Source organism: Shinella sp. (assembly GCF_049651085.1).
Classification (GTDB): Bacteria; Pseudomonadota; Alphaproteobacteria; order Rhizobiales; family Rhizobiaceae; genus Shinella.
Genome location: NZ_JBASBL010000014.1, coordinates 93,088 through 116,476, shown reverse-complemented (window position 1 = coordinate 116,476; position 23,389 = coordinate 93,088). Strand labels below are relative to the sequence as shown.

The following is a 23,389-nucleotide window of genomic DNA, read 5'->3' as shown; positions in this document are numbered from 1 at the left end:
CTCAGGCGGCTTCGTCGGCTATTGCGCCCACCCGGATGTGCTCGACCGGAACCGGCCGTCCCAGGAAATACCCCTGCGCCTCGTCGCACCCTTCGTCGAGAAGGATGTCGAGCTGGCTGCGCGTCTCAACGCCTTCGGCCAGTACCGGCACGCGCAGCGTCTGGCCAAGCGCGAGGATGGCGCGAACAATCGCCTTGGCCTGCGGGCTCGCCTCCACTTCCTTCATGAAGCTGCGGTCCAGCTTGATCTTGTCGAAGGGGAAGGCGCGCAGGGTTTCCAGCGACGAATAGCCTGTGCCGAAATCGTCGATGGCGATGGTGACGCCGAACGCCTTGATGCGGCGGAGCGTGTGCAGCGCGCGCTCCTTGTCGCCGATGATCGTCGATTCGGTGATTTCCAGTTCCAGCCGGTGCGGGCTGAGGCCGGTTTCCAGCAGGACCCGGTGCACAAGGTCCGCCACATCGGCATTGCCAAGCTGGACCGGCGAAAGGTTGACGGCGATCTTGTAGTCATTGCCCCAGGTCGCCGCCTCGCGGCAGGCCTCGCGCAACACCCATTCACCAACCGGTAGGATGGCGCCGCACTCTTCCGCAATCGGAATGAAGTCGGAGGGCGGGATCATGCCGTGCACCGGGTGATGCCAGCGCAGCAGCACCTCGTAGCCGACCGTATCGCCCGAATTGACCGCCTTCTGGACCTGGTAGTGGAGCTGCAGTTCCTTGCGCTCCACCGCCTGCCAGAGATCGTTGGCGATGAGACGGCGGCTGCGGGCCGCCTCGTCCATCGATACTTCATAGAAGCAGACCGACTGCATCAGCGCATCCTTGGCGCGATACATGGCAAGGTCGGCATTGTTGAGCAGCGCTTCGAGGTTGTCGGCATCCTGCGGATAGATCGCCACGCCGAGGCTTGCGCCCGGCTTGATGTCGTAGCCGTCGATGCGGATTTCCTCGTTGAGGCAGGTTTCGAGGCGCTGGATGAAATCGGTCAGCTCCGACATGTCCTCGAAGCGCTTTGCCGCCGCGAACTCGTCGCCACCGAAACGGGCGATCGTCTCGTCCGCCTCAAGGCAGGCCTCCAGGCGCCGGGACAGCGTGACAAGCACCTCGTCGCCTGCCGCGTGGCCACGCGTGTCGTTGATTTCCTTGAATTTGTCGAGGTCAATGCCGATGGCCGCGACCTTGCCGCCGGAGCGGAGCGCAGCATCGAGATCGGCTTCGAGCCGGTGGTTGAAGCTCGCCCGGTTCGGCAGGCCCGTCAGGCCGTCATGGCGGGCCAGGAAGGAAATCTGCTCCTCGGAGCGCAGGCGCTCGGAGACGTCCTCATAGGTCGCAACCCAGGCGCCATCCGGCAGCGTGCGATAGCGCAACTGGATCGAGATGCCGCTCGGCAGCTTCTCGATGATGGCCCCGCCGTCATTCGCCTGGATCGCCGCGCGGCGGCGCGCATAGATGTCACGGGCTTTGAGCCGCGCCACATCCGGATCGGCATAGTTGTCGGCAACGCCCTGATCCACGATCTCGCGCAGGGTCATGCCCGGCTGGATGCGGCCTTCCGGGAAGCCGAAGATTTCGCTGTACCGTCTGTTCGCGAGCAACAGGCGCTCGTCCTTGTCGAACAGGCACAGGCCCTGCGAAATGTTCTCGAGCGCCAGATCGAGGTTCTTCGTCACCGCGGCGAGCCGGTCGGCATCCGTCTTCTCCCGCGTCACGTCCTTGGTGATCTTGGCATAGCCCACGAGCGCACCACCGGCATCATGGATGGGATCGATGACCACATTGGCCCAGAAGGCCGTACCGTCCTTGCGGTAGCGCCATCCCACATTCTCGTACTTGCCCTCTTCCCGTGCGATACGGAGCGCTTGCTCCGGCAGGCCGGCGGCACGATCCTCGGCACTGTAGAACTGCGAGAAATGCTGGCCTACGATTTCACACGCCTTGTAGCCCTTGTGACGCTCCGCCCCCTCGTTCCAGTTGGCGACGCGGCCTTCGGGATCGAGCATATAGATGGCATAGTCCTTGACGCCTTCGACAAGCATGGCGAACTGGCGCGTGCTCTCGCTTGCGGCAAGCTCCGCCTGCCTTGCGAACACCGCCGCCGTCAGACCGGTAAAAAGCAGGGAGAAGGCAACGGCTGCGATCAGCGGCACCATCAGGGTCGTCGAGATCAGCGCGTCTTCGCCGACCGGCATCAGGCCCGGCTCGATCGTCACGGCCGCCATCCCCGTGAAATGCAGCGACACGACGCCCAGCGCCATCAGGCCCGTGGCAAGGAGGCGCGAGCGGATGCCCGGCTTCGCACGCATGCAGACGAGAAGGGCAAGCACGCCGAACAGGCCCGAGCAGACGAGCGAGGCCGCGATATAGACGGGATCCCAGTGAAGGGTGCCGGGCAGCTCCACGGCCGACATGCCGATATAGTGCATGGACGCAATGCCGGCACCCAGCAGGAGCCCACCCGCCACAAGGGCGCGGCGGCCCGAAACGCAGGTCGCAACGGCAAGGCCGATCGTCGTCACCACGATGGCCACGGCAAGCGAGATCAGCGTCGGCTTCATGTCGTAGCCGATCACGACGCCGGGATCGTAGGCCAGCATGGCGATGAAATGCGTCGCCCATATGCCAAACCCGCTCGTCGCGCCGGCCGCCCCCAGCCAGAGATGGCGCGCCGTGCCCTCGACCATACGCGCCCTTTGCGTGAGCATGACCGCCACATAACAGGACAGTATGCAGATGAGGGCCGCCAGCAGAACGAGTCGAATATTGTGCTCAACGACTATGCAGGTCAGTATACGGAGCATCAGGGTCACCAGGCAGGAGGGCAATTTGCCTCAATCAGCCGGAGAAGCCTGAAGAATCCGTGAATTGACCTGAACTGGCACGGCATGACCTAACGTAACGTCAGGTCATGCTTAACAAATGCCGAATCCTGAAAGGCGGCCGGCGGCCGGAACCGGGATCTCCCCGGTTCATGCACCTTTGAAATTCAGAGCGTCAGGGCTTTCAGATCCGCTGCCGGATCTTCGAGGGCGGCGCGATCGGGCGTGCGCCCCATCTCGATCAGCTTCTTGCCGACGACGTAGGCCTTGGCATCATTGACCGCATCGACCGCGATCAGCCGGCCCTGCCGGAAGTACCAGACGGAGACGGCGCCCTCGCGCTGGCCGGGGCGCACGAACGTATCGTCGAAGCCCGCGCAGAAGCCGGCGATCTGGAGTTTTACGTCGTACTGGTCGGACCAGAACCACGGCTTCGGCTCATAGGGCGCATCGCCGCCCGCAATGACGGCGGCGGCCGCCTCCGCCTGATCGACGGCGTTCTGAACGGATTCGAGCCGTACATTGCTGCCCTCGAAGGGAAGCACCGCGCAGTCGCCCATGGCGAAGATCGACGGATCGGATGTACGGGCATGGGCATCGACGATGATGCCGTTCGCAACCTCAAGGCCGGCATCGCGGGCGAGCCGGTCATTGGCGGTAACGCCGATGCCGGCGATCACCACGTCGACGGGCAGCACGAAACCATCCGTCAGTTCCGCGCCGGTCACCCGGCCATTCTCGCCGATGAGGCGCACGAGGCCGGTCTTTTCCCGCACGTCGACGCCGCGGGCATTGTGGATCGCCTTGAGGATGGTCGCGGTTGCCGGCGAGGCGACGCGGGCGAGGATGCGGTCGGCCATTTCGATAACCGTCACATGCAGCCCCCTGCCCCGCGCGACTGCCGCAGCTTCAAGGCCGATATAGCCGCCGCCGATGACGAGCGCCCGCCGGCCTTCCTGCATTTCGAGGCCGAGGCGGTCGGCGTCACGATAATCGCGCACGGTGAAAACGCCGTCGAGGTCGCCGCCGTTCTCGGCCGGCAGGCGGCGTGGCGTCGCGCCGGTGGCAAAGGCCAGGACGCCATAGTGCAGCGCCGAACCGTCACTGAGGGTAACGGTCTTTGCCGCGCGGTCGATGGCGGTGACTTCGCTCGACAGGCGGATGTCGACATTGTTGTCCGGATACCAGTTTTCCGGACGGAACTTGAGGCGATCGAGATCCGCCTCGCCGAGCAGGTATTTCTTGGAAAGCGGCGGGCGCTGGTAGGGATGGCTCGCCTCGGCGGCGAGGATGGTGATCGGCCGCTCGTCCTTCAACGCGCGCAGCTTCGCAACGAGGGAAAATGCGGCCTGACCGCCGCCCACAACAACCAGTCTTCCCGTCACGATGCCCGCCTTCTGTTTTCGGTTCTACCCAAGAGGTAGCGCGTGCCAGCGGGCGGCGTCAACGCACCGCCGCGTCGCTGGATTCTGATTTTGCGTCAAACTTTTACCGGGATATCGAGGCCCTTCTCGGCCGCCGGACGGGCCAGGCAGCGCTCCAGCCACGCCATGACCGCGGGGAAGCTCGCATAATCCAGCACCTCGCGGCCGCCGTAGAAGACATCCGCGCCGCGCACCCAAGGATAGGTGGCGATATCGGCAATCGTGTGCTCGTCGCCCATGAGCCACTGGCGGCCCTTCAGGCGGTCTTCCAGCACGGACAGCAGGCGTTTCGATTCGTCCCGGTAGCGCTCGACCGGATAGGAATTGTTCGCGACCTTGTCGGCGGCATATTTGTGGAAATGACCGAACTGGCCGAACATCGGTCCGATACCGCCCATCTGGAACATCACCCAGCAAAGCGTCTCGTAGCGCGCCGCCGGATCGGCCGGCAGCAACTTACCGGTCTTTTCCGCAAGGTAGATCAGGATCGCGCCCGATTCGAAGAGGCCGATCGGCTTGCCGTCCGGGCCGTTCGGATCAATGATCGCGGGAATGCGGCCGTTGGGGTTGAGCGACACGAATTCCGGCGACTTCTGCTCGTTGTCGCCGAAATCGACGCGGTGCGGCTCATAGGCAAGGCCCAGCTCTTCAAGCGCGATCGATATCTTCACGCCATTGGGCGTCGACAGCGAATAGAGCTGGATGATATCCGGGTTCTTTGCGGGCCACTTCTTGGTGATGGGGAAGGACGACAGATCTGCCATGGGAACTCCTTGCGACGGGAGCCCATAGATAGGACAGCTTGCTGGCCGTTGTCAGGGTGGCGCGGGAATTTTCCCGAAAGAAGCCCAGCCCTCTCAGAGAACCCCGCGCACCCGCTCGACAATCTCCGCCACCAGCGGATCGTCCGCGTGCTCGGGCTTGCGGGCCCGCACGAGGCAGGCTTCCGACTTCAGGATGACGCCGTCAGTCAGGATCTTCAGGTGGTTGGCGACGAGCGTCGAGCCCGTCGACGTGATGTCCACGATAATATCGGCAGAACCGGAGGCCGGCGCGCCTTCCGTGGCGCCGAGGCTTTCGACGATGCGATAGAGCTGGATACCGTGATTGCCGGAGAAGAACTGCTGGGTCAGCCGCCAGTATTTGGTGGCGATGGTGAGCCGGCGTCCGTGGCGGGCGCGGAAATCGGCAGCGACATCGCCGAGATCGGCCATCGTATCGACGTCGAGCCAGATTTCCGGCACGGCAACGACGACATCGGCATGGCCGAAGCCGAGGCGGGCGCAGAATTCGACGCGGGCATCCGCTTCCGCCAGCCCCTCGCGCACGAGGTCTTCGCCGGTCACGCCGAAATCGACAGTTCCGGCCGCGATCTCGCGGGAGATTTCGGAGGCGGAGAGGAAGGCGATCTCGATATCGTCGCGCCCCTCGACGCGGCCGCGATAGGAGCGCTCATTGCCGACAGCCGTGACCGGGAAGCCGGCGCGCGCAAGCACGGCGGAGCTGTCCTCCTTCATGCGGCCCTTGGAGGGAAGACCGATGGTAATGGTCATGCGGCGGCTCCCTCTACGCTTGCAATACGGTCAAGCCAGAGCGAAAAGCCGACGGCCGGGATGCGTTCCTTCGCGCCAAGCAGCGTCAGCAGCCGGTCGAACCGGCCGCCACCGGCAAGCACCAGCGCATTGCCGGCCGGCGCGATCTCGAAGACGAGGCCGGTATAATAATCGAGCGGACGGCCGAAGGCGGCGCGGTAGGTGATATCGGCCGGATCGACGCCCGCTTCGCGCAGGGCCGCCACGCGGCTTTCGAAACGGACCAGCGCCTCGCCAAGACCAAGCCCGGCCTTCTGCGCGAAGGCGGCAAGCGCCTGCGGGGCCTCGGCAAGGTTCACTTCCAGCGCCAGGAATTCCTTGAGCAGCGCCAGCGCGCGGCTGTCGAGCCTCGTATTGGCAAGTTCCATCTTCTCACGCAGACGGCGGGCAATATCGGCCGGGCTGCGGCTGGCATTGGTGGAATAGCCGGTCGCTTCCATCGTCTCGTCGATATGGGCGATCAGCTTCGCCTCGTCGTCGAGCGTGCCGAGCGCGGCAAGGCGCTCGATTTCAGGGCCGAACACGCCGGCGGGCGCGGGGTCGGAAAGGTCGGCCATCAGCTTCTGCAGCCGCGTCTGGTTGCCGAAGGCATGGACGAGCCGCTTCTGCCAGCCGGCCGGCAGGCCGCAGGCGGCGACCACCGCCTCGAAAACCGACTGGTCGCCGAGCACGGTCGCAAGCGTGACGCCGGGCAATCGGCTGGCGATAACCTTGAGCGCATCGCAAACGGCGCGCGCATCGGCCCGCGCGACGTCGGGTTCGCCGAGATCTTCTATCCCTGCCTGGTAGAATTCGTTCGCCCCCTCGCGACGCTGCCGGAAGACCTCGCCGAGATAGGCGTAGCGCTTGGGCGTGCCGGTCGCGGTCTCGATATGGCGAAGGCAGACGGGAATGGTGAATTCCGGCCTGAGGCACAGGCTCTTGCCCGTCTCACTCTCCGTCATGAAGATGCGCCGGCGCAGGTCCTCGCCCGCCATGTCGAGAAACGGTTCGGCCGGCTGGATGACCGGCGTATCGACGCGCTCCGTGCCGAGCCCTTCCAGGTCGGCGATCAGTTCGGGCGCAAAGGCGGGGAGATTGACGAGAGGCATGTCAGCCCGCCCGTGCCCGGTCTTCGGCCTGTGCCTCGAGGATCTCGCGAACCTTGGCGACGAGGTCGGCCTCCGGCACGGAGACCTGCGCAACGCGCGCCTCGCGCCAGGACGTGTTGTCCTCGATCTCGCCGGAAAGGCGCTTGCCCTCGATCAGGTCCTTGATCTGCACGAGACCTTCCGCGCGCTCGTCGCCGCCCTGGATGATGGCGACTGGTGCGTTGCGGCGGTCCGCATATTTCAGCTGGTTGCCGAATTTCTTCCAGTTGCCCTGGTACATCTCGGCGCGAATGCCGGCAGCGCGCAATTGCTGCGTGAAGCGCTGGTAGCGGCCCATGCTCTCGACATCGCCGTCCATGACCGTGACGAGCACCGGCGCAAGAACTTCGTCCTGCCCGAGCTTGCCGAGGTTCTTCAGCGCCGTCATCAGGCGCGAGACGCCGATGGAGAAGCCCGTTGCCGGAACCGGCTGGCCCATGAAGCGCGAGACGAGACCGTCATAACGGCCGCCGCCGCCGACCGAACCGAAGACGACCTTCTCGCCCTTCTCGTTCGTGACGGCGAATTGCAGCTCGGCCTCGAAGACGGGACCGGTGTAATATTCGAGGCCGCGCACGACCGACGGGTCGATCTTGATGCGGTCCGGCCCGTAGCCGGCCGACGTGATGAGGTGGCCGATCTGGTTCAGTTCCTCGACACCTTCGCCGCCGCGGGCGCTGCCCTCGACCAGTATGGCGAGATCGGCGGCGCTTTCCGCATAATCCTTGATGCCGACGAAGAAGAGGACCTTGCCGATCTGATCGGCATTAAGGCCCGCGCCCTTGGTAAAATCACCGGACTCGTCCTTGCGGCCTTCGCCGAGCAGGAGCGTCACGCCCTCGGGGCCGAACTTGTCGAGCTTGTCGATGGCGCGCAGGACGTTGAGACGCTGGCCCGCCTTGTCATCGCCGCCAAGGCCGATGGCCTCCAGCACGCCGTCGAGCACCTTGCGGTTGTTGACGCGGATGACATAGTCGCCGCGGGCAATGCCGAGGGCTTCCATCGTATCGGCCATCATCATGCACATTTCGGCATCCGCCTGCACGCCCGCCGCGCCGACCGTATCGGCATCGAACTGCATGAACTGGCGAAAACGGCCCGGGCCCGGCTTCTCGTTGCGGAAGACGTAGCCGGCGCGATAGGTGCGGTAGGGCAGCTGGATGTCGTTGAAATTCTCCGCGACATGGCGGGCGAGCGGCGCCGTCAGGTCGTAGCGCAGGCTCATCCACTGCTCGTCGTCGTCCTGCAGCGAGAAGACGCCCTCGTTCGGGCGGTCACTGTCCGGCAGGAACTTTCCGAGCGCATCGGTATATTCAAAGAGCGGCGTTTCGACCGGGTCGAAGCCGTAATGCTCATAGACCGCGCGGATCTTCGCGGTCATCTCGTTGACGGCGCGGATATCCGCGGCATCGCGATCGACGAAGCCGCGCGGCAGGCGGGCCCTCAGCTTCTGCGGTTTTTTCTGCTTTTCGCTCATCGGGATACCCGAAATTCCTGTATTTCTGTTGCCGGTTTCCCTAGCGGATTGGGCGGGCAGCGGCAAGGGCAGAGGCGCTTGCCAGTATGCACGGCGCGACAGGCTGTCCCAGCCCCGGCAGAATGCGGCAGTGAAACCGGCCCTTTTCTTCTGCGCTGCGATTACCTATCTCTTCCCCGATGAGACAGATCCTTTTCGTCCTCGCCATTCTGGGCGCCGTCGTTTCCGGCTGGGTGCCGGCAATCGCGGCAACGCTGCATGCCGCCCAGCCGGCCGGCATGCACGCAATGCACCAGACGGCAATGGACGATACCGGCGGCGAGCACGGCAAATCGAAGCCTGCCGCGCACCCCACCGTCTGTTCGGCGTGTTTCGCAATCGAGGCCCACAGGCTGGAACCGCCGAGCCGAATACCCGACATTTCAAGCCGGGTTTCTGCCGCCACACCGCAGTTTTCCGGCCTTGCGCTTCCCCCGCTCGATCCGCCTCCCCGATCCTGAACCACGCTTGATGCAAATCCGGGGCCTGTCGCCCCGACAATCAACGTATTCAGAACTGGAAAAATCAATGAACGCAAAGACCCTGTTTCTCGGCGCGGCGCTCGCGCTCGCCTTCACCCTGCCCGCGGCCGCTCAGGAAGCCGATCATTCCGCGCATCAGGGCATGACGATGGACGCGCCGGCCGCAGACCAGAGCGCCTCCACGAAGGCCTTCATCGAGTCCAATGCGAAGATGCACAAGGGAATGGACATCGCCTTTACCGGCAATGCCGACGTCGACTTCGTGCGCGGCATGATCGCCCATCACCAGGGCGCCATCGACATGGCGAAGGTGGAACTCGAGCATGGCAAGGACCCGGACATGCGCAAGCTGGCCGAAGAAGTCATCGCCGCCCAGGAGGGCGAGATCAAGATGATGGAAGAATGGCTGGCGAAGAACGCCAAGTAACGACGGAAGGCCCGCCGCGAGGCGGGCCTTTTCTCAACCGGTCACTCGCCCGCCGGACGGCCGGCCGAGGAGGCCTCGACAAGCGAGGCGGCGATGGCCCGGGCCATCATCAGGCTGGTTTCGCGGATTTCGATGTTGCTGCCGTTGCGGGCAGACCGGATCAGACGGAAACCTTCGCGCAACATGATCTCCTGAGCCTTGTCGCAGGCCCAGGATTCAAGTCGGGTTTCGTCGATTGCAGACAGGTTTGGCGCCATGTTTCCCCTCATGCCAAATCATTCAGCACATCGTGACTGCGCATGCGCATGTCGACCCCAGGACTTGCGGTGTATGATTTGTCGCTCAACCTTAAGCTACATGATTCGGCGCAAAATCAAATAGCGGTTTACCAAGGCAACCCCGCAATTATGGCCGTTCAAGCAGATTTCTCTTGGTCTCGACTTCCGCGCGGCAGAAACATCCTTCCACATGGTCGTTGACGAGGCCCATAGCCTGCATGAAGGCATAGACAGTGGTCGGGCCGACGAAGCTCCAGCCACGCTTCTTGAGGTCCTTCGACAGCCGCACGGAGGTCGGCGTCGTCGGATTGGCGACGATGATGTCCCATTCCACCCGCACCGGCCGTTCCTCCGGCCCGGGCTCGAAGCCCCAGAAATAGCGGGCGAGCGAGCCGAATTCCGCCCGCAATTCCTGCGCCCGGCGGGCATTGTTGATCGTCGAGACGATCTTGCCGCGGTGGCGCACGATGCCGGCATCGGCAACGCACCGGGCAATGTCCTCGTCACCAAAGGTTGCGATCTTGTCGAAATCGAAGCCGGCAAAGGCGGCGCGGAATCCCTCGCGCTTGCGCAGGATGGTGAGCCAGGAAAGGCCGGACTGGAACCCTTCAAGGCAGATCTTCTCGAAAAGGCGCTGATCGCTGGTGACGGGATGCCCCCATTCCTCGTCGTGATAGCGGCGGTAGTCGTCCAGCCCGCCATGCCACGCGCAGCGCGTCCGGCCATCTTCGCCCACAATCAGTCCGCGTTCCGTCATTGCCGTCTCCGTTTCCTATTTGTTCCGATTTACCACTCATCAACCACATTTGGAAAGCGGGCAATAACCCTACTCAACGCTTTATCGGCATCGTGCATGTTGAATGAACGGCTGTTTACGATTCGCTTCATCGGAGGGTGCAAGCATTTTTCCGAACCGGCGCCGCATCTCCCAAGCCTTGGCGGCGCATCCCGGCGACGATCAGTAGCGAGTATGTCCGATGTTGATACGATCCCTTCTTGCAGCGGCCATTCTGGCCACCACGACCTCCGCCTATGCGAACGACCGGTACATGAGCCGGCCGCCCGTCATCGTGAGCCCTGACCTGACCGCGCCGTGGCTGATGCAGCTCACCGGCGAGGGTGCGAAGCCGGCCGTCAGCACGCGCCGCATCATCCAGCGCCAGCAGGTGCAGCAGCGCCGCGTCATCCGCCGCGACGGCGCCGCCCGCGTCGAGCAGGTGGCCGTGACGAGCCGCGCGCAGAACCCGATCCGCTCGAAATTCGATCCGATGTACCTGCCGCAGATCGTTTCCTACGACAGCAAGCACAAGGCCGGCACGATCGTCATCGACACCAACAACCGCTTCCTCTATCTCGTGCTGGGCGACGGCAAGGCACGGCGCTACGGCGTCGGCGTCGGCAAGCCGGGCTTCGAATGGGCCGGTGCGCACAAGGTAACCCGCAAGGCCGAGTGGCCGAGCTGGACCCCGCCGAAGGAGATGGTCGCACGCGAGGCGGCCAAGGGCCACTATCTGCCGAGCTTCATGAAGGGCGGACCGGAAAACCCGATGGGCTCGCGCGCCATGTATCTCGGCTCGACGCTCTACCGCATCCACGGCACGAACGCGCCCTGGACGATCGGCTATGCCGTCTCCTCCGGCTGCATCCGCATGCGCAACGAGGATGTCGTCGATCTCTACGAGCGCGTGAAGGTCGGCACGAAAGTCATCGTGATCTGACAGTCGAACGCCGGACGACAGGTTCGGACAAAGCATCTCCGGCCGCTTGCGTGGCCGGAGATGTCTGTTTTCCGGCCCTGCCGAAGGTAACGAGGCGAACAAATCCGTCCCCACAATCGTCTTATTGTCCGAGAGCCAGCTTGAAATCGGTCAGAACTCGGCTAGCCTCGCAAAATTGAGGATTGAGAGGGACTATACCATGCGGAAATACGCATCGATCTTGCTGGCGGCGGCCGTTGCCGTCACGGCGATCATGCCGGCCACGTCGGCGACTGCCTTTCCCGGCGCCTCGCAGGGCGGCCAGGTTGAAACCACGTCGAACGTCATGCTCGTCGCCCAGCCGCAGAGCAAGAAGCAGGTCGCGCAGAAATACAGGCGCACCAAGGTACGTCTCGTGACCGACCAGGCGCCGGGCACCATCATCGTCGATACGCACAACAAGTTTCTCTATCATGTCGAAGGCAACAACCGGGCGACGCGCTACGGCATCGGCGTCGGCCGTGACGGTTTCGGCTGGTCGGGCGTGGTGAAGGTCGGCCGCAAGGCGGAATGGCCGACCTGGACGCCGCCGGCCGAAATGCGCCGCCGCGAGGCCAAGAAGGGCCGCATCCTGCCCGTCGTGCAGCCCGGCGGTGAGGACAACCCGCTCGGCGCGCGCGCGCTCTACCTCTACAAGGGCGGCCGCGACACGATCTTCCGTATCCACGGCACGAACCAGCCCTGGACGATCGGCCAGAACATGTCCTCGGGCTGTATCCGCATGATGAACAAGGACGTGGAGCACCTCTATGCCCGCGCCGGCGTCGGCACCAAGGTCATCGTGGTCGGTCCCGGCGGCAAGCAGGGCGCGATCAGCTACAACGACCGGGGCGTCGATTTCCTCGGCACGCTCTTCGGCTTCGGCGGCTGACGCGGCCAAGCACCATTCCGCGTCATGGTCGGGCCTGACCCGACCATCCACGCCCCGGATACCGCATGGATCCTCGGGTCGAGCCCGCGGATGACGGCATCGGGTGGGGCGCGATTCGTCAACAACGAGTGCCGGCCCCGGGCCGGCATTTTCATTTTGAAAGCGCGGCCGGCTTCATTCCGCCATAGGCCCAGTCGAGCAGTTCCACCGTGTGCAGGATCGGGATTGCGGTGCCCGTCGTGATCTGCGTGATGCAGCCGATATTGCCCGTGGCGATGAGATCGGGCTTCGTCGCCTCGATGTTCTTCACCTTGCGCGCCTTCAGCTGGCTGGAAATTTCCGGCTGGAGAATATTGTAGGTGCCGGCCGAGCCGCAGCAAAGGTGCCCTTCGGCCGGATCGCGCACCGTAAAGCCCGCCTTCTTCAACAGGGTCTTCGGGACCATGGTGATCTTCTGGCCGTGCTGCATGGAGCAGGCCGAGTGATAGGCGACGGTCATCCCTCTTGCCTCCTGCTGCGGCAGGTCGAGCGTCGCCAGATATTCCGTCACGTCCTTGGCAAGTGCCGAAACACGCGCCGCCTTCCCCGCATAGGCGGCGTCGAGGCGCAGCATGAAGCCGTAGTCCTTGATCGTCGTGCCGCAGCCGGATGCCGTGACGATGATGGCGTCCAGCCCGCCCTTCTCGACCTCTTCGAGCCAGACGTCGACATTGCGCCGCGCCGCCTCCAGTGCCTGCTCCTCGCGCCCCATATGGTGGACGAGCGAGCCGCAGCAGACCTCGCCGGCCGGCGCAACCACCTCGACGCCGAAGCGGGTGAGCAGGCGGATTGTCGCCTCGTTGATCTCCGGCTTCAGCACCGGCTGGGCGCAACCGGAAAGGATCGCCACCCGCGCGCGGCGTGGACCGGTGGCCGGATGCGTGCCGGGCCCTGCGCTCTGCGAAGCCCTCGGTAGCGGGCGCGGCGCAAGATCCAGCATGACGCCGAAGGGTTTGAGCGGCTTGAAACGCTTGAGCAGGCCGGCAAAGGGCCTGCCGAGGGCGGCGGCCCTCAGCGCCAGACGAAAACGTCCCGGATAGGGCAGCACGGCGGCCAGCACATTGCGCGTCAGCCGATCCCAGAACGGGCGCTTGTAGGTTTCCTCGATATGCATGCGCGCATGGTCGACCAGATGCATGTAGTCGACGCCGGAAGGACAGGTGGTCGTGCAGGCGAGGCAGGAGAGGCAGCGATCGATATGGGTGACGACCGTCGCATCCGCCGGCCGGCCGTTCTCCAGCATGTCCTTGATGAGGTAGATGCGGCCGCGCGGGCTGTCCAGCTCGTTGCCGAGCGTCACATAGGTGGGACAGGTGGCGGTGCAGAAGCCGCAATGCACGCATTTGCGCAGGATTTTTTCCGATGCCGCCACATGCGGGTCGGCAAGCTGCTCGGCGGTGAAATTCGTCTGCATCAGCGGGCATCCCCTGTGGCGAGGAGGACGTCATACCCTCCTCTGCCCTGCCGGGCATCTCCCCCACAAGGGGAGAGGTCGAAGCGCGTATAGGTCTCGCCCGTAGCTGCCGTGGCGATCGAAGAGATGCCCGTGCAGGGCAGAGGCGGGTGGACCTGAACAGTATGCATCATCCTCGTCCTTCCGCCATCATTCGCGACACGAACAGGCCCGCCGGATCGAAACTGGCCTTGACGCGGGACTGGAGCGCCGCGACGGCTTCGGCCTGCGGCTGGAATGTTTCGGTTGCCGCCAGCACTTCCGGCCGGGCGCGCAACAGCGTGGCATGCCCGCCGCCGACGGCCTTGAGATAGCGGCGCAGCAGCACCGCCTCGGGGTCCGCCTCCATGCGCAGCCAGACGAGGCCGCCCTGCCAGTCGTAGAAGGCGTCGACGCCGGTTTCAAGGCGCAGTGCCGCCACGAGCTGCTGGCCGGCAACGGGCGCGGCCGACACCCGCCAGAGCGGACGCGGCGTGCCGTCGGCATAGGGCGCACCGTCGCGGATCTCGCGCCAGAGCCGGCGCGTGGGTTCCGCATCGAGCGTAGAGACGACGCCGAAGGTCGCCATGGCGGCGGCAAGCTTTTCGCGGCGCACCGCCACGGAGGCGGCAAGGCCTTCGAGACGCAACACCGTAGCCGCGCCGTCCGGCAACGCGCCGCCGGCGAACCGGCCACGCACGCTTTCCGGCAGGTGGGCGGCGCCGGAGACCTCCACCGTCATGGACATGGCCGTCGCCATGGCGGCGGCCGCTTCCGCATCGTTGAGATCGGAGACGACGATGGTGACGGCGGTTTCCGGCACGGGCAGCAGGCGAAAGGTCACCTCCGTCAGCAGCGCCAGCGAACCGTGCGAGCCGGCGAGCAGTTTCACGAGATCGAGGCCGGTGACATTCTTCATCACCCGCCCGCCGGCCTTCACCACCTCGCCTTTTCCATTGACGAAGCGCACGCCGAGCAGGCTGTCGCGCGCCGCGCCCGCCACGAAGCGGCGCGGGCCGGCGGCATTGGTGGCGAAGACGCCGCCGATGGTGGGAATGCCGGAGGTGCCGAGCACGCCGCGCAGGTCATTCGGCTCGAAGGAGAGCATCTGGCGCCTTTCGGCAAGCGCCGCCTCCACCACCTCGAGCGGCGTGCCGGCGCGCACCGTCATGGTCATTTCGGCGGGATTGTAGGCGACGATGCCGGAAAGGCCGCGCGCCGAAAGCACATCCGCGCCATCAGGCACGGCGGCGAGGCTGCGCGTGCCGCCGCCACGGATGACGAAGGGCGTCCGCGACAGGGCGGCGACCTGGATGAGGCGCGCGGCGCCCTCTTCGGAAAGCGGTTCGTGGATCGGTGTCATGCGTCGGGGCGCCCTTCGAGCGGGAAGACTTTCGAGGGATTGAGCAGCCATTGCTGATCGAAGGCGGCGCGCACCGCCATCTGCTGCGCGAGGTCGGCATCCGAATATTGATGGCGCATCAGATCGCGTTTCTCGATGCCGACGCCATGTTCGCCCGTGAGGCATCCGCCGGCATCGACGCAGAGCTTCAGGATGTCGTTGCCGGCCGCCTCGGCGCGCGCCGCATCCTCCGGATCGTTGGCGTTGAACAGGATGAGCGGATGCATGTTGCCGTCGCCGGCATGGAAGACATTGGCGACGCGCAGGCCGTATTTCGCCACGATCTCCGCCGTGCCGCGCAGCACATGCGGCAGTTGCCCGAGCGGCACCGTGCCGTCCATGCAGATATAGTCGGCGATGCGGCCGGTCGCGCCGAAGGCGGACTTGCGTCCCTTCCAGATCAGCGCGGCCTCGGTCGCCGACTGGCTTTCCTTGACGACCTTCACGCCATGACGCCCGGCGATCTCGATGATGCTGGCCAGCATGGCCTCCATCTCCGCCTCGGATCCCTCGACCTCGACGATCAGGAGCGCCTCGACATCCATCGGATAGCCGGCCTGGGCGAAGGCCTCGCAGATCTCGATGGCGGGCTTGTCCATGAATTCGATGGCGACGGGGATGATGCCCGCGCCGATGACATCGGCGACGCAGGCACCCGCCGCCTCCGAGCTGTCGAAGCCGAAGAGAACCGGCCGCGCGCCTTCCGGCTTGGCGAGAAGCCGCACCGTCGCCTCGGTAACGATGCCGAGCTGGCCCTCGCCGCCGCAGACGACGCCGAGAAGATCGAGCCCTCCGGCGTCGAGCGCCTTGCCGCCGAGATCGATGATCGTGCCGTCGATCAGCACCAGCTTGACGCCGAGCAGGTTGTTGGTCGTCACGCCGTATTTCAGGCAATGCGCCCCGCCGGAATTCATGCCGATATTGCCGCCGATGGTGCAGGCGAGCTGCGAACTGGGATCGGGCGCGTAGAAATAGCCGTCGGCGGAAACGGCCTCGGAAATGTTGAGATTGGTGACGCCGGCCTGCACGGTTGCCGTGCGGTTGGCGTAATCCACCTCCAGGATGCGCGCCATCTTGGACAGGCCGATGACGACCGCGTCCTCCTGCGGGATCGCGCCGCCCGAAAGCGAGGTGCCGGCACCGCGCGGCACGACCGGCACCCCGTAGCGATGGCAATATTTGAGGACGGCGGCGACCTGCGCGGTGGTTTGCGGAAGCGCGACGGCGAGCGGTACGCGGCGATAGGAAACGAAGGCGTCGGTCTCGAAGGGCACCAGCTCGCGCGGCTCGTGCATGAGGCAGCCTTCCGGCAGGAGGTCGAGCAGGTCGGCGACGATCTCCCGGCGGCGCGACAGCACCGCTTTGCGCGGCTCCAGAAAGCCGATTTGATCCATGCCCATACGCCTCTCTCCAAGTGGTCTGTTTTCTTTACCACTTCCTATTATGAGGTGCAAATGCTAAGCATTTTTTCCGCTTCGGCAACATTGGATATGACTGCATGACGAACCTCGGCGATCTCGAAATTTTCTCTCGTGTCATCGCCGTGGGCAGCATGTCAGCCGCCGGCCGGGCCCTCGGCCTATCCCCCGCCGTCGTCTCCAAACGCGTGAAAAGACTGGAAGAACGCCTCGGCACCCGCCTCTTCCAGCGCACGACGCGGCAGATCTCCCTGACAGAAGCGGGCCAGGGTTTCTACGAGCGCATCGTCGGCATTCTTGCCGGTATCGAGGAGGCGGAAGCCTTCGTTTCCGGCAGGTCCGGCGCGGTGCGCGGTACGCTGCGCATTTCCGCGCCCACCTCCTTCGGCCGCCTGCACATCGCGCCCCATCTGAAGGGCTTCATGGACAGCCATCCCGAGCTGGTCATCAACCTTGTCCTGGCGGACGATTTTTCCGATATCGTCGGGGGCGGCTTCGATCTGGCGATCCGCATCGGCGAATTGTCGGATTCCTCGCTGGTCGCCCGGCGGCTTGCCTCGGTACGGCGCATCCTCTGCGCCTCGCCCGACTATATCGCGCGCCACGGCATGCCGGCCTCGCTCGAGGAGCTTGCCCAGCATGTCTGCCTGCCGCCGCACACGCAGGACGTCTGGCGGCTGGAGGGGCCGAAAGGCAACGAGACCTATCGTCCGCAGGGCGCGCTCTACACCAATTCGAGCGAGGTGGTGACCGAGGCGGTCCTGGCGGGCATGGGCATCGCGCTGCGCTCCACCTGGGATATCGGTCCGGCGCTGAAGAACGGCGAGCTCAGGCAGGTGCTGCCGGACTACGAGGGCTCGCGCAACGTCGTGCTCTCCGCCGTCTATCCGAGCCGGCAGTTCCTGCCGGTCAAGGTGCGGCTGTTCATCGATTACCTCGCCGATCTCTACGGCCCCCTGCCCTATTGGGAGCGCTGAGGACGGATTGGCGCGAGGACGGCCTTGCGCTAGGATGCGGCTATCCGTGGGAGGGATAGTCCATGATCGGCAGAGCAACAGCATTCGCAGCCCTGTTCGGGCTGGCGGCCACCCCTGTCCTGTCCAAGCCGCTCGATCCGCTGCTGGAAGGTTTTGACGAGGCCTGCGCCTATACCGACGCGCTGGGCGCGCTGCTGCAATCGAGCTACGCCTTCGCCCGCAAGGAAGGCAAGGTCGAGATTCCCGCCGGCTACGAGGCATCCTTCGGAACGCCCAGCGTCAAACCGGTGGAAGACTATCTGCAGATCACCCTTCCCATACTGGAGGGCACCTGGCGGGGCGTGCCGATCAAGGAGATCGAGGCTTTCATCACCCCACTCGAAAGCGGCTTCAGCTCCCATGCCATCGTCTTCCCGACGGAAGCGCTGAAGGATGCGCAGGCCGCCTTCAAGGACCGCGGCATCGCTGCCCAGAAGGAACTGACCGCCACGGATGAAAACGACTTCGGCTGGCAGACGGGCTTTATCGTCACCGACGGCGTGCCGCGCTACGAGTGCGATCTTTCGACCTGACCAAAGCATTTCCAGTCGAAGCGGCATCGCTTCGGCGCCGAATAATGCGGCAAGAACAAAGCCCTTAGTGCTTGTCCTCTTCCGCATGGCGGTTGCGGATGGCGCGGACGAGCAGCCACATGCCGAGGATGACGAAGGGCACCGCGACGCCGGTCAGCGTTTCCGGCTTGACCGGCAGGCCGAGCCCGTGCGCCGCCTTGGCCACATAGCCGAACAGCCCCACGACATAATAGGAGATCGCCGCCACAGAGAGGCCCTCGACGGTCTGTTGCAGGCGCAGCTGCAGCTTCGCGCGGCGGTCCATCGAATTGAGCAGCGTCGAATTGAGCTGCTCAAGCTCCACGTCGATCCAGCTTCGCAGCAGCGCCGTGGCGCGGGCGAGCTTTCGCGACAGGTTCGCCTGCCGCTCCTCGACGGACTGGCAGGTGCGCATGGCGGGCGCGAGGCGCCGCTCGAGGAAGGAGCCGAGCGTCTCGTAGCCCGGCACCGCCGTTTCCGCCAGCGTGCGGATGCGTTCCTGCACGATGCCATAATAGGCGCGGCTGGCGCCGAAACGGTAGAGCGAGAGCGCGGCATTCGCCTCCAGTTCGGCGGCAAGCCGGGTGATCTCGGTCAAAAGCTCGTCGGCCTTGTCGCGGGCATGCTGCTTCATCGAATTGGTGATGCCCGTCAGCCCGTCCTCGATGCGCCGGATATCCGGCGAGAGCGACTGGGCGAGCGGCAGGCCCATCATGGCGAGTGTCCGGTAGGTCTCGATGTCGAGCAGGCGCTGGACGAGCGCGCCGCGCCCGGCCTCGGTCATGCCGGCGTCGATGATCAGCATCTGCGTCAGCCCGTCGCCGTTCTGGCGGAAGTCGGTGAGGATGAAGCCCTGGCCGTTCTTGATTTCGCTGTAACAGAGACTGGTGGGATCGAAGGCGGAGATCGCCTGGCGCGCCTCCGGCGTATCCGGCCGGATTTCCAGGCGGATACCGGAGATCAGCGTGCCGGGCGGCGAAAAGCTGTCGCCGAACGGATGGACCGGGACCTCGCCGCCGAATTTCTCCGGCGCCGGCGCATCCCAGAAATAGGTCGAGAACTCGGTATGCCGCTCCCAGCGCAGCGTGCCCTGCCCCCAGCTCAGCGCGTGGTGGCTGGAATCGCGGCCGGGCGGCGAGATGCCGCGCGAGCGCGACAGTTCCGCCATCACGGCCTGATCGACCGCCGAGCCGCCCTCCGTCAGGAAGGCGAGCTGGAAGATGACGCGGGGCGACGACACCAGCGCATACGGTCTTGCATGAATTTCCCCGAGCGCCTGCGCGCGGGCGGTCGCCTGCGGAAAGGCGAAGCTGCCTTTTGCCATCTCTGCACCTTCCCCTCATGTGCAACAGCATAGTCTTAACAAATGTCAGGGATGCGCAGATAGGGCGCATTGACGCAGGGGGCGAAGCAGAAGTGGACAAGATTCTTGACCAGTTTCCGCCCGCATTGGTAGTGTAGCGTCGTGACCGACACCGCCTTCGACCTTTTCGCCCGCATCAGCCACAGCCGGACCTCCGATGAGGTCGTACGGCAGATCGAGCTTTTGCTGCTCGAAGGCGTGCTGCGCGATGGCGACCGGCTGCCCGGCGAGCGCGAACTTGCCAAACGCCTCGACGTCTCGCGCCCGATCCTGCGCGAGGCATTGAAGGAACTGGAAAACCGGGGGCTGCTCATCAGCCAGCACGGCGGCGGCACCTATGTCGCCGACATTATCGGCCAGGTCTTCTCCCCGCCCGTCATCGACCTCATCGCCCGTCACCAGCGGGCGACGGAGGACTATATCGAGTATCGCCGTGAACTGGAGGGCATCACCGCCGAGCTTGCCGCCCGCCGCGCGACGGACTACGACCGGCAGATGCTGACGCGCATCATGGAGGCGATGCGCGCCGCCCATGCGCAGGGCTCTTTCGACGCCGAGCTGGAAACCGATGTCGAGCTGCACAATGCCGTCGGCGAGGCTGCGCACAATGTCGTGCTGCTGCACACGCTGCGCGCCTGCTACCGGCTGCTGGCGCAGGGGATTTTCTTCCACCGCCATCTCGTCTTTTCCTCGCAGGAAGCACGCGGCCACCTGCTGGCCCAGCACGAGGCGATCTATGCCGCGATCATGACGGGGGATGGAAACGCCGCGCGACAGGCCGCGCACGCCCATATGGACTATATCGCCGTCGCGATCCGCGATGCCGAGCGCAGCGGCGAATGGCAGCGTATTTCACAGTTGCGCATGCAAAAGCGTGGACTTCCCCAACAAGCCTGACTTGCGCCGCAAATCTCACGCAAGCAAGATATCCTACAACGACTCAGAGAGCGCATCCCGACAAGAGGAATGAAAAAGACCTTGAACATTCTCAACCGCATCGTCAGCGACGTCCATCTCATGTTTCGCCGCCCCGTGCGCGAACAGTATGGCGCGCTGTGCTACCGGTTGAAGAAGAAGCGTCCTGCGGTCGAAATCCTCCTCATCACCAGCCGCGACACCGGCCGCTGGGTCATTCCCAAGGGCTGGCCCATGGACGGCAAGAGCGCTTCGGCCGCCGCCGCCCGCGAGGCCTGGGAAGAGGCCGGCGTGAAGGGCGTCATCAGCGAGGAGCCGATCGGCAACTATCACTACATGAAGGGCCTGCCGGAGGGCTTGAAGGTCGAGTGCCTGGTGCGCGTGTTCCCGATGGTCGTCGACGACATCTGCAAGAATTTCCCGGAAAAGGACCAGCGGCGCGCCGAATGGGTCGACTGCACGGAGGCGGCGCGCCGCGTGCAGGAGCCGGGCCTGAAGACACTCATTCTCGCCTTCGAGCAGAAAATCCTCGCCGGAATCGATCTCGCTGCGAAAAACGGCGCGACCGGCGCCTGATGGCGCCGTTGTCATATTGCCGCCGGTGCCCTGAAACGGTAGTGCCTGTCGACAAAGACGGAGCAGCATGAATGGCGAATTCTCAGGTCCAGCTTCGCAAGCCGACGCTGGACAAGGATCTCGAAAAACTCACCTTCACCGAACAGGCCACGCATTTCGTGCTGCGGTCGTGGACGGGCGTGGGCATTTCCCTGGTCTTCCTGGCGATCGCCATGGCCGTCGCCAGCGGTTTCGCCACCGGCACGCCCGGCGTGCTCGTCGTCGCCGTCACGGCGGCGCTGGCGGCCTACATGGCCATGAACATCGGCGCCAACGACGTCACCAACAATGTGGGCGCGGCCGTCGGCGCACGTGCCATGAGCATGGGCGTGGCGCTCGTCATCGCCGCGATCTTCGAGATTGCAGGGGCCTTGCTCGCCGGGCAGGGCGTGGCGCACACGGTTGCCTTCGGCATCGTCGACAGGGCGATCTTCCCCAATGCCGAGACCTATGCCTGGGCCATGATGGCGGCCCTCGTTTCCGCCGCGCTCTGGATCAATATCGCGACGCTCGCCAATGCGCCGATCTCCACCACCCACGCCATTATCGGCGGCGTCATCGGCGCGGGGGCCGCGGCCAGCGGCTTTCACAGCGTGCAATGGGACGCGATCGCCGTCATCGTCGTGAGCTGGACCGTCTCGCCGATCCTCGGCGGCGTGATCGCCGCCGCCTTCCTCTACTTCATCAAGGAATTCATCATCTACCGCGACGACAAGGTCGAAGCGGCAAAGACCTGGGTTCCGGTGCTGGTCGCGGTGATGGCCGGCTCCTTCGCCGCCTTCCTCGCCAATGGCGGCACCAACGGCGCCTACGATCTTCCCATCGGCAAGGCGCTGCTCGTCGGGCTCGCCCTCGGCATCGTCACCTATTTCGTCACGCGGCCGATCGTGCGCCGCCATGCCCAGGGCCTCGACAATCGCAACCAGTCGCTGCGCACGCTCTTCCGCATTCCGCTGATCTGTTCGGCAGCGCTGCTCTCCTTCGCGCATGGCGCCAATGACGTGTCGAACGCCGTCGGGCCGCTCTATGGCGTAGTCTCGGCGCTCGGACCCGGCATGGCCGGCGAGAAGGCAATCATCCCGCTCTGGGTGATGGTCATCGGCGCCTTCGGCATCTCGCTCGGCCTTCTGCTCTTCGGGCCGCGTCTCATCCGCATCGTCGGCAGCGAGATCACCAAGCTCAACCCGATGCGCGCTTTCTGCGTGGCGCTTTCCTCCGCCGTCGCCGTGCTGACGGCGTCCGCGCTCGCCATTCCCGTTTCCTCGACGCATATCGCCGTCGGTGCGGTCTTCGGCGTCGGCCTGTTTCGCGAGTGGTACACCCGCAATTCCCAGCGCCGCATCGATTATATCCGCGGCCGCGGCAATCGCATCGCGCCGGAGACGGAGACGGCGAACCCGGAGGAAACCAGCCGGCGCTATCTGGTGCGCCGCTCGCATTTTATGACCATCGTCTCGGCCTGGATCGTGACGCTGCCCATCTCGGCGGTCCTCTCCGCCCTCATCTTCCTCGCCCTCAACGCGCTCTTCACCTGAGAACCAGCCATGCGTGCCAACTACCGGATGCAGCGCCTCTTCGTCGCCGACGCCCTTGCGGCGGGAGAGGCGATCGAAGCCTCCAAGGACCATTTCCACTATCTCTCCAACGTCCTGCGCATGGCCGAGGGCGATGCCGTGCTGCTCTTCAACGGACGCGACGGCGAATGGCATGCGGAGCTTTCCCTGCCGACCCGCAAGCGCCTGCTGCTGACCCCGAGGGAACAGACCCGGCCACAGCCCGAACCCTGCGACCTCCACTATCTCTTCGCCCCGCTGAAGGTCGGCCGGCTCGACTATCTCGTGCAGAAGGCCGTGGAGATGGGCGCCGGCGTGCTCCAGCCCGTCATGACCCAGCACGTACAGGGCAAGATCACCAGCCTCGAGCGCTTGCAGGCCAACGCCGTCGAGGCCGCGGAACAGTGCGGCATCCTTGCTATCCCGCAGGTCACGGCGCCGAAAAAGCTGGAAGAGCTGCTAGCCGACTGGCCGCGCGAACGGCGCATCGTCTTTTGCGACGAGGGACACGGCAGCCAGAATCCGCTGCCGGTGCTGCAAGGCATAAAGGAGCGCAAGCTGGCGCTTCTCGTCGGCCCCGAGGGCGGCTTTTCGGAGAACGAGCGCACGCTCCTGCGCGGCCTCGATTTCGTGACCCCCATTCCGCTCGGCCCGCGTATCCTGCGCGCCGATACGGCCGCCGTTGCCGCCCTCGCCGTCATCCAGGCGGCGATCGGTGACTGGACCTAGGATTCCTTGAAAAATCGAATGGGTTTTTTTGAACCTGCCTTGAAAGGAATTCGCTTGCACC

General features: G+C 64.9%; 22 protein-coding genes. 10 read left to right on the top strand and 12 right to left on the bottom strand.

Annotated features, from left to right (window positions below; translation table 11 throughout):
• Position 1 precedes the first annotated feature (1 nt).
• From WA950_RS08515 to hisS, 6 genes are all read right to left on the bottom strand, one after another.
• Positions 2 to 2,800: a bifunctional diguanylate cyclase/phosphodiesterase gene (locus WA950_RS08515; RefSeq protein ID WP_424551273.1), complete on the bottom strand. Its 2,799-nt coding sequence runs from the start codon at positions 2,798 to 2,800 to the stop codon at positions 2 to 4.
• Between the two features lie 185 nt (positions 2,801 to 2,985).
• Positions 2,986 to 4,203, bottom strand: coding sequence for an NAD(P)/FAD-dependent oxidoreductase (locus tag WA950_RS08510; RefSeq protein ID WP_424551272.1), 1,218 nt, complete (start codon positions 4,201 to 4,203; stop codon positions 2,986 to 2,988).
• A gap of 95 nt (positions 4,204 to 4,298) precedes the next feature.
• Entirely contained in the window at positions 4,299 to 5,006 is a 708-nt protein-coding gene (locus WA950_RS08505; RefSeq protein WP_424551271.1) for a glutathione binding-like protein, read from the bottom strand.
• Positions 5,007 to 5,099: 93 nt separating this feature from the next.
• Positions 5,100 to 5,795 carry an ATP phosphoribosyltransferase gene (hisG, locus tag WA950_RS08500; protein ID WP_424551270.1) on the bottom strand — a complete coding sequence of 232 codons (696 nt, stop codon included), beginning with the start codon at positions 5,793 to 5,795 and terminating at the stop codon, positions 5,100 to 5,102.
• On the bottom strand, positions 5,792 to 6,925 hold the full coding sequence (locus WA950_RS08495) for an ATP phosphoribosyltransferase regulatory subunit (RefSeq protein WP_424551269.1): 1,134 nt from the start codon (positions 6,923 to 6,925) through the stop codon (positions 5,792 to 5,794). Before WA950_RS08495 ends, hisG begins: the two co-directional genes overlap by 4 nt.
• Position 6,926: 1 nt before the next feature.
• Positions 6,927 to 8,441 (bottom strand): histidine--tRNA ligase, encoded by a 1,515-nt coding sequence (hisS, locus tag WA950_RS08490; RefSeq protein ID WP_424551268.1) that lies wholly within the window; start codon positions 8,439 to 8,441, stop codon positions 6,927 to 6,929.
• A 179-nt stretch (positions 8,442 to 8,620) separates the two neighbouring features.
• Here hisS and WA950_RS08485 point away from each other — a divergent pair, with 179 nt between their 5' ends.
• Entirely contained in the window at positions 8,621 to 8,941 is a 321-nt protein-coding gene (locus tag WA950_RS08485; RefSeq protein ID WP_424551267.1) for a hypothetical protein, read from the top strand.
• Between the two features lie 67 nt (positions 8,942 to 9,008).
• Positions 9,009 to 9,389 carry a CopM family metallochaperone gene (copM, locus tag WA950_RS08480; protein WP_424551266.1) on the top strand — a complete coding sequence of 127 codons (381 nt, stop codon included), beginning with the start codon at positions 9,009 to 9,011 and terminating at the stop codon, positions 9,387 to 9,389.
• A gap of 41 nt (positions 9,390 to 9,430) precedes the next feature.
• On the opposite strand, the gene WA950_RS08475 is transcribed toward copM, so the two are convergent.
• Together WA950_RS08475 and WA950_RS08470 are read right to left on the bottom strand one after the other, a co-directional pair.
• A complete protein-coding gene (locus tag WA950_RS08475) occupies positions 9,431 to 9,646 on the bottom strand; it encodes a hypothetical protein (protein ID WP_424551265.1) in 216 nt (71 codons plus the stop codon).
• A 148-nt stretch (positions 9,647 to 9,794) separates the two neighbouring features.
• Entirely contained in the window at positions 9,795 to 10,424 is a 630-nt protein-coding gene (locus WA950_RS08470; protein WP_424551264.1) for a DNA-3-methyladenine glycosylase I, read from the bottom strand.
• Positions 10,425 to 10,644: 220 nt separating this feature from the next.
• Here WA950_RS08470 and WA950_RS08465 point away from each other — a divergent pair, with 220 nt between their 5' ends.
• Positions 10,645 to 11,385, top strand: coding sequence for a L,D-transpeptidase (locus tag WA950_RS08465; protein WP_424551263.1), 741 nt, complete (start codon positions 10,645 to 10,647; stop codon positions 11,383 to 11,385).
• Positions 11,386 to 11,584: 199 nt separating this feature from the next.
• Complete coding sequence (locus tag WA950_RS08460) at positions 11,585 to 12,295, top strand: L,D-transpeptidase (RefSeq protein ID WP_424551262.1); 711 nt, start codon at positions 11,585 to 11,587, stop codon at positions 12,293 to 12,295.
• A 151-nt stretch (positions 12,296 to 12,446) separates the two neighbouring features.
• On the opposite strand, the gene glcF is transcribed toward WA950_RS08460, so the two are convergent.
• The 3 genes from glcF to WA950_RS08445 form a co-directional block, all read right to left on the bottom strand.
• Positions 12,447 to 13,748 (bottom strand): glycolate oxidase subunit GlcF, encoded by a 1,302-nt coding sequence (glcF, locus tag WA950_RS08455; RefSeq protein WP_424551261.1) that lies wholly within the window; start codon positions 13,746 to 13,748, stop codon positions 12,447 to 12,449.
• A 169-nt stretch (positions 13,749 to 13,917) separates the two neighbouring features.
• The gene (locus tag WA950_RS08450) at positions 13,918 to 15,129 is read right to left on the bottom strand and encodes an FAD-binding protein (RefSeq protein ID WP_424551260.1); all 1,212 of its coding nucleotides are present in this window, start codon (positions 15,127 to 15,129) and stop codon (positions 13,918 to 13,920) included.
• Complete coding sequence (locus tag WA950_RS08445) at positions 15,126 to 16,562, bottom strand: FAD-linked oxidase C-terminal domain-containing protein (RefSeq protein WP_424551312.1); 1,437 nt, start codon at positions 16,560 to 16,562, stop codon at positions 15,126 to 15,128. Before WA950_RS08445 ends, WA950_RS08450 begins: the two co-directional genes overlap by 4 nt.
• 104 nt (positions 16,563 to 16,666) lie before the next feature.
• Here WA950_RS08445 and WA950_RS08440 point away from each other — a divergent pair, with 104 nt between their 5' ends.
• Both WA950_RS08440 and WA950_RS08435 read left to right on the top strand, forming a co-directional pair.
• Positions 16,667 to 17,563, top strand: coding sequence for a LysR family transcriptional regulator (locus WA950_RS08440; protein WP_424551259.1), 897 nt, complete (start codon positions 16,667 to 16,669; stop codon positions 17,561 to 17,563).
• Positions 17,564 to 17,625: 62 nt separating this feature from the next.
• A complete protein-coding gene (locus tag WA950_RS08435) occupies positions 17,626 to 18,135 on the top strand; it encodes a hypothetical protein (protein ID WP_424551258.1) in 510 nt (169 codons plus the stop codon).
• Positions 18,136 to 18,199: 64 nt separating this feature from the next.
• Here WA950_RS08435 and WA950_RS08430 read toward each other — a convergent pair whose 3' ends face one another.
• On the bottom strand, positions 18,200 to 19,477 hold the full coding sequence (locus WA950_RS08430) for a DUF3422 family protein (RefSeq protein ID WP_424551257.1): 1,278 nt from the start codon (positions 19,475 to 19,477) through the stop codon (positions 18,200 to 18,202).
• Positions 19,478 to 19,618: 141 nt separating this feature from the next.
• On the opposite strand from WA950_RS08430, the gene WA950_RS08425 reads away from it, so the two are divergent.
• From WA950_RS08425 to WA950_RS08410, 4 genes are all read left to right on the top strand, one after another.
• Positions 19,619 to 20,413 (top strand): FadR/GntR family transcriptional regulator, encoded by a 795-nt coding sequence (locus WA950_RS08425; RefSeq protein ID WP_424551256.1) that lies wholly within the window; start codon positions 19,619 to 19,621, stop codon positions 20,411 to 20,413.
• Between the two features lie 81 nt (positions 20,414 to 20,494).
• Positions 20,495 to 21,007, top strand: coding sequence for an NUDIX hydrolase (locus tag WA950_RS08420; RefSeq protein WP_424551311.1), 513 nt, complete (start codon positions 20,495 to 20,497; stop codon positions 21,005 to 21,007).
• 71 nt (positions 21,008 to 21,078) lie between these two features.
• Positions 21,079 to 22,581 carry an inorganic phosphate transporter gene (locus tag WA950_RS08415; RefSeq protein WP_424551255.1) on the top strand — a complete coding sequence of 501 codons (1,503 nt, stop codon included), beginning with the start codon at positions 21,079 to 21,081 and terminating at the stop codon, positions 22,579 to 22,581.
• A gap of 9 nt (positions 22,582 to 22,590) precedes the next feature.
• On the top strand, positions 22,591 to 23,328 hold the full coding sequence (locus WA950_RS08410) for a 16S rRNA (uracil(1498)-N(3))-methyltransferase (RefSeq protein ID WP_424551254.1): 738 nt from the start codon (positions 22,591 to 22,593) through the stop codon (positions 23,326 to 23,328).
• Positions 23,329 to 23,389 lie beyond the last annotated feature (61 nt).

Coding starts and splice junctions, on each gene's coding strand:
- WA950_RS08515 (WP_424551273.1), bottom strand. CDS start 2,800: ATGCTCCGTATACTGACCTGCATAGTCGTTGAGCACAATATTCGACTC.
- WA950_RS08505 (WP_424551271.1), bottom strand. CDS start 5,006: ATGGCAGATCTGTCGTCCTTCCCCATCACCAAGAAGTGGCCCGCAAAG.
- hisG (WP_424551270.1), bottom strand. CDS start 5,795: ATGACCATTACCATCGGTCTTCCCTCCAAGGGCCGCATGAAGGAGGAC.
- WA950_RS08495 (WP_424551269.1), bottom strand. CDS start 6,925: ATGCCTCTCGTCAATCTCCCCGCCTTTGCGCCCGAACTGATCGCCGAC.
- hisS (WP_424551268.1), bottom strand. CDS start 8,441: ATGAGCGAAAAGCAGAAAAAACCGCAGAAGCTGAGGGCCCGCCTGCCG.
- WA950_RS08485 (WP_424551267.1), top strand. CDS start 8,621: ATGAGACAGATCCTTTTCGTCCTCGCCATTCTGGGCGCCGTCGTTTCC.
- copM (WP_424551266.1), top strand. CDS start 9,009: ATGAACGCAAAGACCCTGTTTCTCGGCGCGGCGCTCGCGCTCGCCTTC.
- WA950_RS08475 (WP_424551265.1), bottom strand. CDS start 9,646: ATGGCGCCAAACCTGTCTGCAATCGACGAAACCCGACTTGAATCCTGG.
- WA950_RS08470 (WP_424551264.1), bottom strand. CDS start 10,424: ATGACGGAACGCGGACTGATTGTGGGCGAAGATGGCCGGACGCGCTGC.
- WA950_RS08465 (WP_424551263.1), top strand. CDS start 10,645: ATGTTGATACGATCCCTTCTTGCAGCGGCCATTCTGGCCACCACGACC.
- WA950_RS08460 (WP_424551262.1), top strand. CDS start 11,585: ATGCGGAAATACGCATCGATCTTGCTGGCGGCGGCCGTTGCCGTCACG.
- glcF (WP_424551261.1), bottom strand. CDS start 13,748: ATGCAGACGAATTTCACCGCCGAGCAGCTTGCCGACCCGCATGTGGCG.
- WA950_RS08450 (WP_424551260.1), bottom strand. CDS start 15,129: ATGACACCGATCCACGAACCGCTTTCCGAAGAGGGCGCCGCGCGCCTC.
- WA950_RS08445 (WP_424551312.1), bottom strand. CDS start 16,562: ATGGATCAAATCGGCTTTCTGGAGCCGCGCAAAGCGGTGCTGTCGCGC.
- WA950_RS08440 (WP_424551259.1), top strand. CDS start 16,667: ATGACGAACCTCGGCGATCTCGAAATTTTCTCTCGTGTCATCGCCGTG.
- WA950_RS08435 (WP_424551258.1), top strand. CDS start 17,626: ATGATCGGCAGAGCAACAGCATTCGCAGCCCTGTTCGGGCTGGCGGCC.
- WA950_RS08430 (WP_424551257.1), bottom strand. CDS start 19,477: ATGGCAAAAGGCAGCTTCGCCTTTCCGCAGGCGACCGCCCGCGCGCAG.
- WA950_RS08415 (WP_424551255.1), top strand. CDS start 21,079: ATGGCGAATTCTCAGGTCCAGCTTCGCAAGCCGACGCTGGACAAGGAT.
- WA950_RS08410 (WP_424551254.1), top strand. CDS start 22,591: ATGCGTGCCAACTACCGGATGCAGCGCCTCTTCGTCGCCGACGCCCTT.